This window comes from Pseudomonas sp. TE24901 (assembly GCF_054058375.1).
The window spans coordinates 19,095-31,521 of sequence record NZ_JBSSAF010000023.1 but is presented as its reverse complement, the minus strand read 5'-3'; the positions used below and the strand labels follow the sequence as shown (position 1 = coordinate 31,521).

The 12,427-nt window shown below is 62.7% G+C and carries 13 protein-coding genes and 1 riboswitch; of the genes, 2 read left to right on the top strand and 11 right to left on the bottom strand.

The window, feature by feature from the left end; translation table 11 throughout:
• Positions 1-19: 19 nt before the first annotated feature.
• Genes ACVWVP_RS29620 through ACVWVP_RS29600 form a run of 5 tightly spaced genes read right to left on the bottom strand, consistent with a single transcriptional unit; the run spans position 20 to position 4,037 of the window.
• The gene (locus tag ACVWVP_RS29620; RefSeq protein ID WP_078741260.1) at positions 20-649 is read right to left on the bottom strand and encodes an urea amidolyase associated protein UAAP2; all 630 of its coding nucleotides are present in this window, start codon (positions 647-649) and stop codon (positions 20-22) included.
• Positions 650-658: 9 nt separating this feature from the next.
• The gene (locus ACVWVP_RS29615) at positions 659-1,384 is read right to left on the bottom strand and encodes an urea amidolyase associated protein UAAP1 (RefSeq protein WP_259171731.1); all 726 of its coding nucleotides are present in this window, start codon (positions 1,382-1,384) and stop codon (positions 659-661) included.
• The gene (locus ACVWVP_RS29610) at positions 1,381-2,145 is read right to left on the bottom strand and encodes an ABC transporter ATP-binding protein (RefSeq protein WP_178921022.1); all 765 of its coding nucleotides are present in this window, start codon (positions 2,143-2,145) and stop codon (positions 1,381-1,383) included. Before ACVWVP_RS29610 ends, ACVWVP_RS29615 begins: the two co-directional genes overlap by 4 nt.
• On the bottom strand, positions 2,142-2,957 hold the full coding sequence (locus ACVWVP_RS29605; protein ID WP_259171729.1) for an ABC transporter permease: 816 nt from the start codon (positions 2,955-2,957) through the stop codon (positions 2,142-2,144). The genes ACVWVP_RS29610 and ACVWVP_RS29605 overlap by 4 nt, the downstream gene beginning before the upstream one ends.
• 12 nt (positions 2,958-2,969) lie before the next feature.
• Positions 2,970-4,037, bottom strand: coding sequence for a putative urea ABC transporter substrate-binding protein (locus ACVWVP_RS29600; RefSeq protein ID WP_178921026.1), 1,068 nt, complete (start codon positions 4,035-4,037; stop codon positions 2,970-2,972).
• A 60-nt stretch (positions 4,038-4,097) separates the two neighbouring features.
• A riboswitch (guanidine-I (ykkC/yxkD leader) is annotated at positions 4,098-4,199 on the bottom strand.
• 313 nt (positions 4,200-4,512) lie between these two features.
• Here ACVWVP_RS29600 and ACVWVP_RS29595 point away from each other — a divergent pair.
• Positions 4,513-4,875, top strand: a complete 363-nt coding sequence (locus tag ACVWVP_RS29595; RefSeq protein WP_178921028.1) for a hypothetical protein — start codon at positions 4,513-4,515, stop codon at positions 4,873-4,875.
• Here the strand turns inward: ACVWVP_RS29595 and ACVWVP_RS29590 are convergent.
• Complete coding sequence (locus ACVWVP_RS29590) at positions 4,872-5,984, bottom strand: enoyl-CoA hydratase/isomerase family protein (RefSeq protein WP_457409581.1); 1,113 nt, start codon at positions 5,982-5,984, stop codon at positions 4,872-4,874. The two genes, ACVWVP_RS29595 and ACVWVP_RS29590, sit on opposite strands and share 4 nt — an antisense overlap.
• Positions 5,985-6,120: 136 nt before the next feature.
• On the opposite strand from ACVWVP_RS29590, the gene ung reads away from it, so the two are divergent.
• Positions 6,121-6,813, top strand: coding sequence for a uracil-DNA glycosylase (gene ung, locus ACVWVP_RS29585; RefSeq protein ID WP_259171727.1), 693 nt, complete (start codon positions 6,121-6,123; stop codon positions 6,811-6,813).
• Positions 6,814-6,878: 65 nt separating this feature from the next.
• Here ung and ACVWVP_RS29580 read toward each other — a convergent pair whose 3' ends face one another.
• The 5 genes from ACVWVP_RS29580 to ACVWVP_RS29560 are packed head-to-tail and all read right to left on the bottom strand — an operon-like array spanning position 6,879 to position 12,256.
• Positions 6,879-7,916 carry an AbrB family transcriptional regulator gene (locus ACVWVP_RS29580; RefSeq protein WP_178921034.1) on the bottom strand — a complete coding sequence of 346 codons (1,038 nt, stop codon included), beginning with the start codon at positions 7,914-7,916 and terminating at the stop codon, positions 6,879-6,881.
• Positions 7,909-9,423: a tripartite tricarboxylate transporter permease gene (locus ACVWVP_RS29575; RefSeq protein ID WP_178921036.1), complete on the bottom strand. Its 1,515-nt coding sequence runs from the start codon at positions 9,421-9,423 to the stop codon at positions 7,909-7,911. Before ACVWVP_RS29575 ends, ACVWVP_RS29580 begins: the two co-directional genes overlap by 8 nt.
• A 1-nt stretch (position 9,424) precedes the next feature.
• Complete coding sequence (locus ACVWVP_RS29570) at positions 9,425-9,883, bottom strand: tripartite tricarboxylate transporter TctB family protein (protein ID WP_178921038.1); 459 nt, start codon at positions 9,881-9,883, stop codon at positions 9,425-9,427.
• 60 nt (positions 9,884-9,943) lie between these two features.
• Positions 9,944-10,927 (bottom strand): Bug family tripartite tricarboxylate transporter substrate binding protein, encoded by a 984-nt coding sequence (locus ACVWVP_RS29565; RefSeq protein WP_178921040.1) that lies wholly within the window; start codon positions 10,925-10,927, stop codon positions 9,944-9,946.
• Positions 10,928-10,963: 36 nt separating this feature from the next.
• Positions 10,964-12,256: an OprD family porin gene (locus ACVWVP_RS29560; RefSeq protein ID WP_178921042.1), complete on the bottom strand. Its 1,293-nt coding sequence runs from the start codon at positions 12,254-12,256 to the stop codon at positions 10,964-10,966.
• Between the last annotated feature and the right edge of the window lie 171 nt (positions 12,257-12,427).

Genomic DNA, 12,427 nt, shown 5'->3' with positions numbered 1-12,427 from the left:
TTACGCAACCGCTTTATCTTCAGTTCCATACCAGCAGCTCCGCAGGGGTGGGGTTGTACGCATTGCACGGGTTGTTCAACTGCGGGCAGTTGGAAATCAGCACGATCACGTCCATTTCCGCACGCAGGTCGACGTATTTTCCGGGGGCAGAAATACCGTCTTCAAAGGTCAGCCCACCGTCGGCCGTGACCGGCACGTTCATGAAGAAATTGATGTTCGGCCCAATGTCGCCTTTACCCAGCCGGCCGTCGTGGGCACAGGCGCGCAGGTAGTTGTCGCGGCAGCTGTGCATGTAGCGTTTTTCCAGTGCGTAGCGCACGGTGTTGCTCTCCTGGGCGCAGGCGCCGCCGAGGGTGTCGTGGCGCCCGCAGGTGTCGTCGACGATGGTCAGCATCGGTTGGCCGAGGTTGGAATACAGCACGCTGCCAGTGCCCAGGTACACGCTGTTCTGTCGGCGCAACGTGCGTTGCACATCGTAGCGTTCGCGCGGGTTCTTGAGGCTGTAGAACAGCGTGTCGACGGCCTGGTTGCCCTCAAGGTCGAGGATGCGCAGGGTCTGCCCGGCCTTGACCTCCATCAGCCAGGGTTCACCGGCGGGAATGGTGGCGCGGTACACGGCCGCATCCGGTTGCTTCAGTGCGATAGACATGGCAGCTCCTCAGGCGAACAAGCGGTCAGTGTTGATAAAACCGCGCTCGTTTTCCGGGCGCGAGGTGCGGCAGTGTTCTGCGACGCTGGGGTCAGCGTTCATCCAACTGAGTTTCAGCGGTTGGGGTGCGTAGTCGGGGTTGGGATCCATCGGGTGTTGCAGGGCGGTGAGCACCACCAGGGTGTCCATCGGTGCATAGAGTTCGATGTAGTCACCGGCTTTGGAATTGCCCGGCACGAAATGCAAACCGCCCTCGCTGTCCACGTTGACGCGGCTGAACAGGTTGAGGGTCATCAGCAGGTCAGATAGCCCCAGGCCCCACTTGCCCAACTCCACCAGCAAGTTGTCGGTGCCGTTGCGGAAGAAGCCGTTGCGCAGTTCCTGGTAGCGGCCCTGGCCATACTTTTCGGCGACTTCGGCGGCGCACAGCACGCCGCCAATGCTGTCACTCCAGCCGCAGGTGTCGGCGGTAATGGCAGCCAGTACGCGGCCCATGTCCGAGTACAGGCAGTGGCCCGTGGTGAGCTTGGCGGTGTGCTGGCATTTGAGGCTGTCGGGCAGGTTCAGGCGCTCGGTTTTTTCGTTGGCGTTGAGCAAGGTCAAGCTCACGTTGGCGCCACCACGCAGGTCGGTCAGGCGCAACAGCTGGCCGCGCTTGAGTACGAAGGAACGGTGGCCGCCACCGGGGAGCATTTCCTCGGCGAAGGGGGGGAACAGTGGGGTGGATTCGGTCATTTGGACGTGGCTCCAAGTTCAGCGGCGAGCGCCTTGCGGCGTTCGCTGTTCAAAGGGATGTCGTAGGTGATGCGGGCGCCATAGGCACCGGGGGCGTGCGGGTCGACGCGGACCTTGTCGAACACCAGCAGGCGGGTGCCCAGGCTGAAACCCTCGCTGAGGTCGTGGGTAACCATGAACACGGTCAGCCGGGTTTCGCGCCACAGTTCCAGCAGCAACTGGTGCATGTCTTTACGAATGCCCGGGTCGAGGGCACCGAAGGGTTCGTCCAGCAGCAAGACGCGGGGTTTCATGATCAGTGCCTGGGCGATCGCCAGGCGCTGTTGCATGCCGCCGGAGAGTTGCGCCGGGTACTTGTCGAGCGCATGGCCGAGGCCGACTTTCTGCAGCAAGATTGCGGCGTGTTCGCGGGCGTCTTGCTTGGCCTTGCCGAATAACCGCCCGAGTAAACGTGAACGCGGCAGTTCAAGGCCGAGGGCAACGTTGTCGAGCACGCGCAAGTGCGGGAACACCGAGTAGCGCTGGAACACCACGCCTCGGCTGGCGTCCGGTTCGGCTGCGAGCGCTTTGCCGTCGAGCAGGATCTGGCCCTTGCTCGCGGTTTCCTGGCCCAGCAGCAGGCGCAGGAAGGTGGATTTGCCGCAGCCGGAGGTGCCGACCAAGGTGCAGAACTCGCCTTCGTTGACGTGCAGGTTGAGCCCTTCGAGCACCACCTGGTCGCCATAGCGCTGCCACACGTTGTTGACGCTGATAAAGCTCATGGCCGCGCTCCTTCGTACCAGGGGAACGCACGTCGGGTCAGGGCCTTGAGGCCCCAGTCCATCAGCCAGGCGAGCAGGGTGATCCACACCACGTAGGGCAAGATCACGTCCATCGCCAGGTAGCGGCGCACCAGGAAGATCCGGTAGCCCAAACCGTCGGTGGAGGCGATGGCCTCGGCGGCAATCAGGAACAACCATGCTGAGCCCAACATCAGCCGCAGCGAGATCAGCAGGCGCGGCAACAGTTGCGGCAAGACCACGCGCAGCATCAGGGTCCAGGTGGAGGCGCCGAGGGTCTGCGCTTTCACCAGCAGCTCGACGGGAATTTCCCGTGCACGCTGTTCCAAATCACGGGCCAGTGCCGGGGTGATGCCGATCACGATCAGCATCACTTTGGACAACTCCCCCAGCCCGAACACGATGAACAGAATCGGCAGGATCGCCAGTGGCGGCACCATCGACAACACCGTCAGCAACGGTGACAGCGGCGCGCCGAACAGCGGCAAGGTACCGGCCGCGATCCCCAGGCACAGGCCGGCGAGGGCGCTGATGCCCAGGCCAATGCCCAGGCGGCGCAGGCTCGACGCACTGTCTTGCCACAGCACGTACTCACCGGTGCGCGTGTCGGCGCTGAACGCCAGGCGCTTTATGGCGTCGCCCATTTGCACGGCGCCTGGCAGCAGCTTGTCGTTGGGGTTGTCCGCCAGTCGCTCGGCCGAGCCCACGAAGTAGGCGAACAGCAGCAGGGCGAAGGGCAGCAGCACCAACAACAGGCGGCTGGAGCGTTCCGGGTGACGGTTGATCAGGCGCATGGCCGGGTCCTCTTACAGCGTGCCGTCGGCGGCCATCTGCACGTAGCGGGGGTCGAAATGCAGCTTGAGGTTGGCGGTGTCGCCGCTGGTCACACCGTTGGCAAAGCTCATGCCCACGGCGCTGGTGTCCTTGGCGCCTTCGCCGAGCAAGCCGTGTTCAAACGAGAACTCGGCGACCTTGCGCATGGTGGCGGGCAGTTGCGCGCTGGTGGCAAACGCCAGGGCTTCCTTGGGCGTGGCGAACAACTTGGTGGTGTCCAGTTGCGCCTGGAACCCCTTGAGGTCGGTGCCAGAGGCCTTGGCCATATGCTCGAGTGCTTCGGTGCTGGCGGTGCCCTTGGCGTTCATCAGCGCGACGGTTTCGAACCAGGCGCCGGTGAGGGCCTTGCCCAAGGCCGGGTTGTCCTTGAGGACCTGGGTGTTGACCACCATCATGTCCATGATCTCGCCGGGCACTTTGCTGGAGTCGAACACCTGGGTGACGCCGGGCTTGGCCTTGATCTCGGAAAGCATCGGGTTCCAGGTGGTCACGGCTTGCACCTGGTCGGTGTTGAAGGCCGCGGCGATGTCGGCGTCGGAGGTGTTGACCACTTTCAGGTCTTTTTCCGTGAGGTCAGCCGACTCCAGGGCGCGGGCCAGCAGGTAGTGGGACACGGAGAGTTCCACCAGGTTGACGTTCATGCCCTTGAGGTCGGCCACGGTCTTGCCGGTGCCCTTGATCACCACGCCATCGTTGCCGTTGGAGAAGTCGCTGACCACCAGCGCGGTGCTGTCCACACCGCCTGCGGCAGGAATGGTCAGCGCATCCATGTTGGTCATGGTGCAGCCGTCGAACTGGCCGGCGGTGTACTGGTTGATGGATTCGACGTAGTCATTGAGCTGCACCATGTCGATCTTGATGCCGTACTTTTTGGCCCACTTGTCGAGAATGCCCTGGCTGCCGGCGTACTCCCACGGCATCCAGCCCGCATAAATGGTCCAGCACACGCTAAAGTGGTCTTTGGGGGCGGCTTGGGTTTGAACACTCAGCACGGCGGCGAACGCGGCGGCGAGCAAGGCGGGTAAACGCAGTGAGGGCATGGGGCTTCTCCAGTTGATCAAGGGCGAGCAGGAGCAACGCGGCACCGTGAACGGTGGCTTGTCTCCCGGGCTTTTATCCCGCCGTGTAACCTCAACTGGAGGTCGCCAACTCTCGGACCAGACACTCGCTTTTGGCGAGCCGGAACCCTAGTCGGCCATTGCAAATTGTGGTGCCGCGAACCTGTTTTCAATCCTGCACGCCAGAGGCAAAGCGAGAGTCGTGCCAAGTGGCAGGCGCGCCTGTAGATCGCGGGTTTGCGCGATACACGTGAACAGGCAGGGCTGGGTGGTGCGTTGTGCTGGTGCGCGGTCGCACTGAGATGAGGCATCCGTTTCGTCTGAAACAGATGTTTCAACCTGTGTCGGAAACGCACCAGATTCAGTTTTTGATGTCAGATATTTCGTCATTCAGTGAAAGACGAATGCCGCCCTCCAGCGTCGCTGGAGGTGCTCTTCCGCGGTCCAGGAGGCCGCCATGTATCGACGATTGCTTCTCAGCGCTTTACTCGGTCTGACCCTTTCTGCCTGTGTGCCCTATTACGAGGGCGGCCAGAGCTATTACCGTTCCGAGGTCTACACCGCACCGGCGCCGGTGTATTACTACGGCGGCGGCACGGCGTATCAATACGGGCGCAGTTACTACCCGGCGCCGCGTTACTACGCGCCGCAACCGCGCTATTACTCGGCGCCGCGCTACTACCAACCGGCGCCGCGCTATTACCCAAGGCCCGATTACCGGCCCTACCCGAACCAGGGCTGGGGCAACCGCTGGGGCAATGGCGGTGGCCACAACGGCGGTGGTGGCCGTGGCGGGCACGGCGGCCATGGCGGCCGCTAAATGTCGGACAAGTCCGCCAGCGGGTGGCGACCTTCCCAGGCCTTGTGGAAGTGCGCTTGCACCGCGGCGTCGGGAATCGCGTTGATGTCCGGCCAATGCCAGTGAGGCTTCTGGTCTTTATCGATCAAACGCGCCCGCACGCCCTCGGCGAACTCCGGGTGGCGGCAGCAGTTGAGGCTCAGGGTGTATTCCATCTGGAACACCTGGGCCAACGACAGGTGACGGGCGCGCTGGATCTGTTCCCATACCAGGTGCGCGGTCAGCGGGCAGCCTTCGCTCAAGGTGGTGCCGGCGCGCTTGAGCAGTGGGTCGGAATGCTCTTGCAGCAGGCTCAAGGCCCGCCAGGCGCAGCGCACATCGCCCACGTCCAGCCATTCGTCGATCTGCGCCCGACGCGGTAGCCACTGGGCTTCGGGTTGCTGGCTGACAGCTTCCTGGGCCAGGGCCTTGAGCAGGCTGTTGAGCTGCATCGCGGTCTGTTCCTGCCAGTTCAGTTGCAGCAACCCTTCGATCAATTCGTCTTGTTGGTCTTCGCCCAGGAAGCGGTCGGCCAGGCCCAGGTCCAGGGCGTCTCGGCCGTTGATATGGGCGCCGGTCAAGCCGAGGAACAGGCCGAGCTTGCCGGGCAGGCGCGACAGAAACCCGCTGGCGCCCACATCCGGGTACAGGCCGATGCTGATCTCCGGCATCGCCAGGCGGCTGCTCGGCGTGACGATGCGCACCGCCGCACTTTGCAACAAGCCCATGCCACCGCCCAATACATAACCATGCCCCCAGCAGATCACGGGCTTGGGGTAGGTGTGCAGGCGGTAGTCGAGGCGGTATTCCGCCGCAAAGAACTGCGCCGCCAATGCCGGTACTTCACCGGGCTGTTCACGGCAGGCCAGGGCCAGGCTGCGCACTTCGCCACCGGCGCAAAACGCCTTGGCGCCATTGCCGCGCAACAGAACGCAAACAATGTTGGGGTCTTTGGCCCAGGCGTCCAGGCGTTCGCCCAAGGCCAGGATCATGGGCAGGGACAGGGCATTCAGGGATTTTTCAGCATCCAGGCTGGCGATGCCGAGGCGGGCACCGTCGCTGCCGGTCAGCTCTTCGAAGTGCAGGTTCATCATGACCTCATTCGGGGGAGTGAAGGATCAGTATGATCCCTTCGCAGGAAAGTGGCGGTTGTGTGTCAGATCAATTGACAAGCGGGGGCGGCTTTCCTAGGGTTCGCCTCATTCTTTTTTACAAGACCATTCAAACATGACCGACGGCGACCGTATCAAACTCGAACCCAGCTGGAAGCATGCCTTGCGCGACGAGTTCGAGAAGCCCTACATGGGCGAGCTGCGCGAGTTTTTGCGCCAGGAACATGCGGCCGGCAAAGAGATCTATCCGCCGGGCCCGCTGATTTTCAATGCGCTCAACTCTACGCCGCTGAACAAGGTCAAGGTGGTGATCCTCGGCCAGGACCCGTACCACGGCCCCGGCCAGGCCCACGGCCTGTGCTTCTCGGTGCAACCGGGCGTGCCGACGCCGCCGTCATTGGTCAACATCTACAAGGAACTCAAGCGCGACCTGAACATCGACATTCCCAACCACGGCTGCCTGCAGAGCTGGGCCGACCAGGGCGTGCTGCTGCTCAACACCACCATGACCGTGGAGCGCGCCAACGCCAACGCCCACGCGGGCAAGGGCTGGCAGTTCTTTACCGACCGGATTATTGAAGTGGTCAGCGAGCATCAGCCGCACTTGGTGTTTTTGCTGTGGGGGGCCCATGCCCAGGGCAAGCAGAAGCTGGTCGACGCCACCAAGCACCTGGTGCTGACCTCGGTGCACCCGTCACCGTTGTCGGCGTATCGCGGGTTCTTGGGGTGCGGGCATTTCAGTCGCACCAACAAGTACCTTGAGCAGAATGGCGAGACGCCTATCGAATGGCGGCTGCCGCCGGCATAACGGTCATCCGTGATCGAATGTGGGAGCGAGCAAGCCCGCTCCCATATTTGAATTGTGTCGCGTGTTTAACGTTTTTCCGGCTGGCGATCCCAATGCCTGAATAAAGGCTCCGCCAGAAACAACACAAACAACAACCGCATCACCTGCATCGCCGTTACCAACGGCACCGACAGCTGCAGGGTTTCGGCCGTGAGGCTCATCTCGGCAATGCCGCCGGGCATCATGCCCAGGGTCAGCGAGCGTAAGTCCAGGTGGGTCATGGCGCTTAGACCTACTGCTGCCAAAGTGGCCAGCGCCATGGTCAGCGCGGTGCCGATCAAGGTGCGCCCCATGAACGACGGCGCCCGGCGAAAGAACTGCCGGTTGAAGTGGCAACCCAGGCCGCTGCCGATCAACCATTGGCCGATCTGGCTGCCGCCATCAGGCAAGCCGATATGCAGATCCCACACAACGCTGGCAGTCGCACTCACCAGCAACGGCCCGAACAGCCACGGGTTTGGCTGACGCAAACGCTGCCAACCCCAGGCCACCAGTGCGCCCATCGGAAACAATGCGAACAGCCAAGGCCAACTGACCGGCGCCGGATGAAACTGCGGCGTACCGCCTTCGAGCAGGTACTTGAAGATCGCCGGCACACACAGCACCACCACCAACACCCTCAGGCTCTGCCCCGCCGCGACACGGCTGAGCACGGCACCATTGCGTGCGCCGAGGTTGACCATCTCACCGGAACCGCCCGGCATGCTGGAGAAAAACGCAGTGGCGCGGTCTTCACCGCTGCGGCGCATCAACCACACGCCGACAATGCTCGACAGGCTGGTGACCAGCGCGCCGAAGAAGATCAGCCCGAAGTGGCTCATCACCTGTTCGATGACCACCGGCGTGAAGTGCAGGCCGATGCCAATGCCGACGACCCATTGGCCGCATTTGCGGCCGCCGGGAATTTCCGCCAACTGCCACGGCGTGAGGCAACGCACCAGGATGATCGCCAGCAACGAGCCGACCATGTACGGCAAAGGCCAGCCCACCAGGCTGGCCAGGTAACCGCCGGCCAGGCCGACCAGCGGTGTTCCCCACCAGTGTTTAAAGGTGACCTCAGACATCGGCCAGGGCACGACGCTGCAGGGCACGCTTGCGGTAGATGCGCACCAGCGGGAAGGCCAGCATCAGCGCCGTCAGTACCCACACACCAAAGGTGATCGGGCTCGACCAGAGGATCTGCAGGTCACCGTTGGAGATCGACAGCGCACGGCGCAGGTTCTGCTCCATCAGGCCGCCGAGGATAAAGCCCAGCAGTACCGGCGACAGCGGGAAGTCGAGCTTGCGCAGGATGTAGCCGAAGATGCCGATGCCGACCATCAGGAACAGGTCGAAGGTGGTGGCGTGAACGGCGTACACACCAATCGCGGTGATGATGGCGATCACGGGCACCAGCGCCCAGTTCGGCACGGCGAGAATGCGCGTGAAGATGCGGATCATCGGGATGTTGAGGATCACCAGCATGATGTTGGCGATGAACAACGAGGCGATCAGGCCCCAGACAATGTCCGGTTGCTGTTGGAACAGCAGCGGGCCCGGGGTGATGTTGTACAGCGACAGGGCGCCGATCATCACCGCCGTGGTACCCGAACCAGGCACGCCGAGGGTCAGCATCGGCACCAGGGCACCGCAGGCGGAGGCGCCGATGGCGGTTTCCGGGGCGGCCAGGCCACGCATGTCGCCCTGGCCGAATTTGCCGCTGGCACCGGCCATGCGTTTTTCGGTCATGTAGGCAACGGCCGAGGCCAGGGTGGCGCCGGCGCCGGGCAATACGCCCATGATGAAACCCAGCAGGCCGCAACGGATGTTCACCACGAAGACCGCACCCGCTTCCTTCAGGTTGAACATCATCCGTCCGGTGGCTTTTACGGCTTCCTGGCCACGGTGGGTTTTTTCCAGCAGCAACAGGATCTCGCTGATGGAGAACAGGCCCAGCACCAACACCACAAACTGGATGCCGTCGGTGAGGTGGATGTTGTCGCCGGTAAAGCGGTACACGCCGCTGTTGGCGTCGATGCCCACTGCCGAGAGGAACAGGCCGATCAGCGCCGCCACAAACGTCTTGAGTGGTTTGTCGCCGGCCATGCCGCCGAGGCAGACAATTGCGAACACCATCAGCACGAAATATTCCGCAGGGCCGAAGGCAATCGCCCATTTGGCCAGTAGCGGCGCAAACAGCACCATGCCGCAGGTGGCGATAAACGCACCGATGAACGAACTCCACGCCGACAACGACAGCGCCACGCCAGCCAAACCTTTGCGGGCCATCGGGTAGCCGTCGAGGGTGGTCATCACGGTGGAGGCTTCGCCCGGGATGTTCAACAGGATCGAGCTGATACGGCCGCCGTACTCGCAGCCCAGGTACACGGCTGCCAGCAGGATCAACGCCGACTCAGGCGGCAGGCCCAATGCGAAGGCGATGGGGATCAACAGTGCCACGCCATTGATCGGGCCCAAGCCCGGCAACAGGCCGACCACGGTGCCGATCAGGGTGCCGCACAGCGCAGTCACCAGGTTGTAGGGGGACAGTGCAACGCCGAAGCCCTGACCCAAATAGCTGAAAGTATCCATGTCAGTTCTCCAGAACGTCGAGCAGGCCGAGGGGCAGCGGTACATCCATGGCTTTGTCGAACAGCAGGTACAAGCCGATAGCCATCAACGTGACGATCACCACGCTCGGCAACCAGCGGCCACCGTACAAGCGCGCCATGGGGATGCCGATCAGCATGCTGCTGAGGATGAAACCCAGGGGTTCGAAGGTGCCGGCGAACACGACCAGCAACGCTACGCAGATGCCGATCTTGATCAGGGTCTCGCGGTCCAGCGCCGGTTCGTCTTCGGTGTGCTTGGTGGGCTGTGGGCGAAACAGCATGTAGATCAGGCCCAGGCTCATCAGCCCGAGCATCAGCAGCGGGTAGGCGCGTGGCCCCACCGGCTCGTAGGAAAACGCGGCCTGATACGGCCAGGCCATCAGCGCGAGACCGGCACAGACCAGCAGCATCACGCTGGCGAAAATGCGTTGTAAGAGCATGTGAAACTCCTGGGCCACGCACTCAGTCGAGGAGGGCATGGCCACATTAGAGAGGGGCGTTTACTGAATCAGGCCGAACTCTTTGGCCAGCACTTTGTAGTCAGCCACCTGTTTCTTCACGTAGGTGTCCAGCTCCGGCCCGGTCATGGCGAACGGGAACAGCTCACGCTGGTCACGCAGCTTGGCGAACTCGTCGGAAGCCAGCAGTTTGTCGAACGCGTCTTTCCACCAGGCGTAGTCGGCATCGCTGACTTTTGGCCCCAGGTAGAAGCCGCGTACCACGGGCCAGACGATGTCGTAGCCTTGCTCTTTGGCCGTCGGGATGTTCTTCATTTCCGGCTCGTCCAGGCGCTGTTCGGAGAACACCGCCAGCAGGCGCATGTCACCGCTGAGGATGTGCGGCATGGAGTCGGAGATGTCGGTGCTGCCGACCTGGATGTGACCACCGAGCAGGGCCGTGGCGATTTCACCGCCGCCTTCGAGGGCCACGTAGCGCAGCTCGCGTGGGTTGATCCCGGCGGCCTTGGCGATCAGGGCGGTTTGCATCCAGTCCTGGCTGCCGACGGTGCCGCCGGAGCCGATCACCACGCCGCCTGGATCTTTCTTCAGGGCTTTGACCAGGTCGTCGAGGGTCTTGTAGGGCGAATCGCTTTTCACCGCGATGGCACCGTAGCTGGTGCCGACGGCCGCCAGCCAACGCACGGCGCTTTCATCGAAGCGGCCGAACTTGCCCTGGGCCAGGTTCAGCAGCGAACCACTGGACCACGCCACCAGGGTGCCGGCGTCCGCAGGGCGCTGTGCGACCACTGCGTTGTAGGCCACCGCGCCCACGCCGCCTGGCATGTAGGTCACGCGCATCGGCTTGCTCAGCAGCTTTTCGTTGACCAGCGCGCTTTGCGCCAGCTTGCAGGTCAGGTCAAAACCACCGCCTGGCGAGGCCGGGGCGATGCATTCCGGGCGCTTGGGCTCGTCGGCGGCCAACAGTTGGCCGGCGAACATCATGCAGCCGGCGGCGAGGGCCAATTTACGCAGTGAAAAGGTCATCTGTTTATCTCCGTCTTTGTTGTTATGAGTGGCTACTTACCAGAGGGCTACGCTGTAGCTGACCAGCAAGCGAACTTCATCCGCATCACGGGCCGAGTAGTTGGTGCGGTAGGTGGCATTGCGCAGGCGCACGGCCACATCCTTGAACGTGCCGCTCTGTACCACGTAGCGGATCTCACTGTTGCGCTCCCATTCCTTGCCGGTCTCGCCGTTCTTGAGCTTGATGTTGTCACCCGACAGGTAACGGCTCATGAAACTCAGGCCGGGAATGCCCAGCTTGGCGAAGTCGTAGTCGTAGCGCGCCTGCCAGGACCGCTCTTCGGCGCCGGCAAAGTCGTTGATCTGCACGAAGTTGACCAGGTACGGATCGCTGCCATCCACATAGGGGAAGGCGCTGTCACCGAACATGCGCTGATAGCCGGCGCTGAGCTTATGGCCATTGAGGCCGTAGCTGAACAGGCTGCTGAAGGATTTGTTGTCGATCTTGCCGCCACGGGCGCTGCCGGTGTCATCACTGATGGCCAGGCGCAGGTCGGTGCCGAAGGTACCGGGGCCCATCGGGCGCGCGGCGACCAGGCCGAGGAAGTGCTGGCGGTACACGTCGTCGAGCTGGGCGAAGTGGTAGCTGCCGGTGATCTTGTCGGCGAATTTGTAGTCGGCACCGCCGAAGTTGAAATGCTTGCCGGTGGCAGCGGTCAAGAAGCGGCTGTTCTTGTTGTTGAGGGCGATGTCCTCGTAGTTGGTGTCGTCGCGGTCCTTGGCTTTGTCCAGGCGGCCGGCGGTGAACACCAGGTTCTTGAATTCTTTGGAAGTCAGCAGGCCGCCGTTGAAGGTCTGCGGCAGGATGCGGCCATCGTTGGGCTTGAGGATCGGCAGTTCCGGGATCAGGGCGCCGATCTTCAATTCGGTGGCGGAAATCTTCACTTTGCCGGTCAGGCCCAGTTTGGAGTACTCATTGGCGGCGCGGCCGTCGTCGTGGGTTGGCAACAGGCCGGTGCCGGTGCGGTCGGGGCTGGAGTCGAGCTTGACCCCGAGCATGCCCAGCGCATCCACGCCAAAACCGACGGTGCCGTCGGTGTAGCCCGATTGCAGGTTGAGCATGAAGCCCTGGGCCCACTCGTCGCGCTTGGATTGCTGCGCGCTGGTGCCGTCGCGAAAGTCGCGGTTGAAGTACATGTTGCGGGTTTCAAGGGTGGCGCTGCTGTCTTCGAAGAAGGCAGCCTGGCTGAGCGGCGAAAAGCCGGCAAGGGCAGCGGCACTGGCGAGGGCGGTCTGGGTCAGGCGGGAAAAACGAACAGGCGAGAAGGCCTGGGGCTGTGTCGACAGCATCGTGGTGTACTCCGTTATTGTTCTTATTTTGGCGAAAACGCTTCGAGGCGTTTTTCGGGCGCTACGGATCAGGTAGCTGGGCGGGCAGGACCCACCGTTACCCGATGCTAAAGGGCGAAGCTTTCACTAACCTTTCAGTTGCGTTTCACTGTTTTCGGGCTTCACAGGGCA

Coding starts and splice junctions, on each gene's coding strand:
- ACVWVP_RS29600 (WP_178921026.1), bottom strand. CDS start 4,037: ATGCCCTCACTGCGTTTACCCGCCTTGCTCGCCGCCGCGTTCGCCGCC.
- ACVWVP_RS29610 (WP_178921022.1), bottom strand. CDS start 2,145: ATGAGCTTTATCAGCGTCAACAACGTGTGGCAGCGCTATGGCGACCAG.
- ACVWVP_RS29615 (WP_259171731.1), bottom strand. CDS start 1,384: ATGACCGAATCCACCCCACTGTTCCCCCCCTTCGCCGAGGAAATGCTC.
- ACVWVP_RS29575 (WP_178921036.1), bottom strand. CDS start 9,423: ATGGATACTTTCAGCTATTTGGGTCAGGGCTTCGGCGTTGCACTGTCC.
- ACVWVP_RS29620 (WP_078741260.1), bottom strand. CDS start 649: ATGTCTATCGCACTGAAGCAACCGGATGCGGCCGTGTACCGCGCCACC.
- ACVWVP_RS29570 (WP_178921038.1), bottom strand. CDS start 9,883: ATGCTCTTACAACGCATTTTCGCCAGCGTGATGCTGCTGGTCTGTGCC.
- ACVWVP_RS29605 (WP_259171729.1), bottom strand. CDS start 2,957: ATGCGCCTGATCAACCGTCACCCGGAACGCTCCAGCCGCCTGTTGTTG.
- ACVWVP_RS29590 (WP_457409581.1), bottom strand. CDS start 5,984: ATGAACCTGCACTTCGAAGAGCTGACCGGCAGCGACGGTGCCCGCCTC.
- ACVWVP_RS29595 (WP_178921028.1), top strand. CDS start 4,513: ATGTATCGACGATTGCTTCTCAGCGCTTTACTCGGTCTGACCCTTTCT.
- ung (WP_259171727.1), top strand. CDS start 6,121: ATGACCGACGGCGACCGTATCAAACTCGAACCCAGCTGGAAGCATGCC.
- ACVWVP_RS29580 (WP_178921034.1), bottom strand. CDS start 7,916: ATGTCTGAGGTCACCTTTAAACACTGGTGGGGAACACCGCTGGTCGGC.
- ACVWVP_RS29565 (WP_178921040.1), bottom strand. CDS start 10,927: ATGACCTTTTCACTGCGTAAATTGGCCCTCGCCGCCGGCTGCATGATG.
- ACVWVP_RS29560 (WP_178921042.1), bottom strand. CDS start 12,256: ATGCTGTCGACACAGCCCCAGGCCTTCTCGCCTGTTCGTTTTTCCCGC.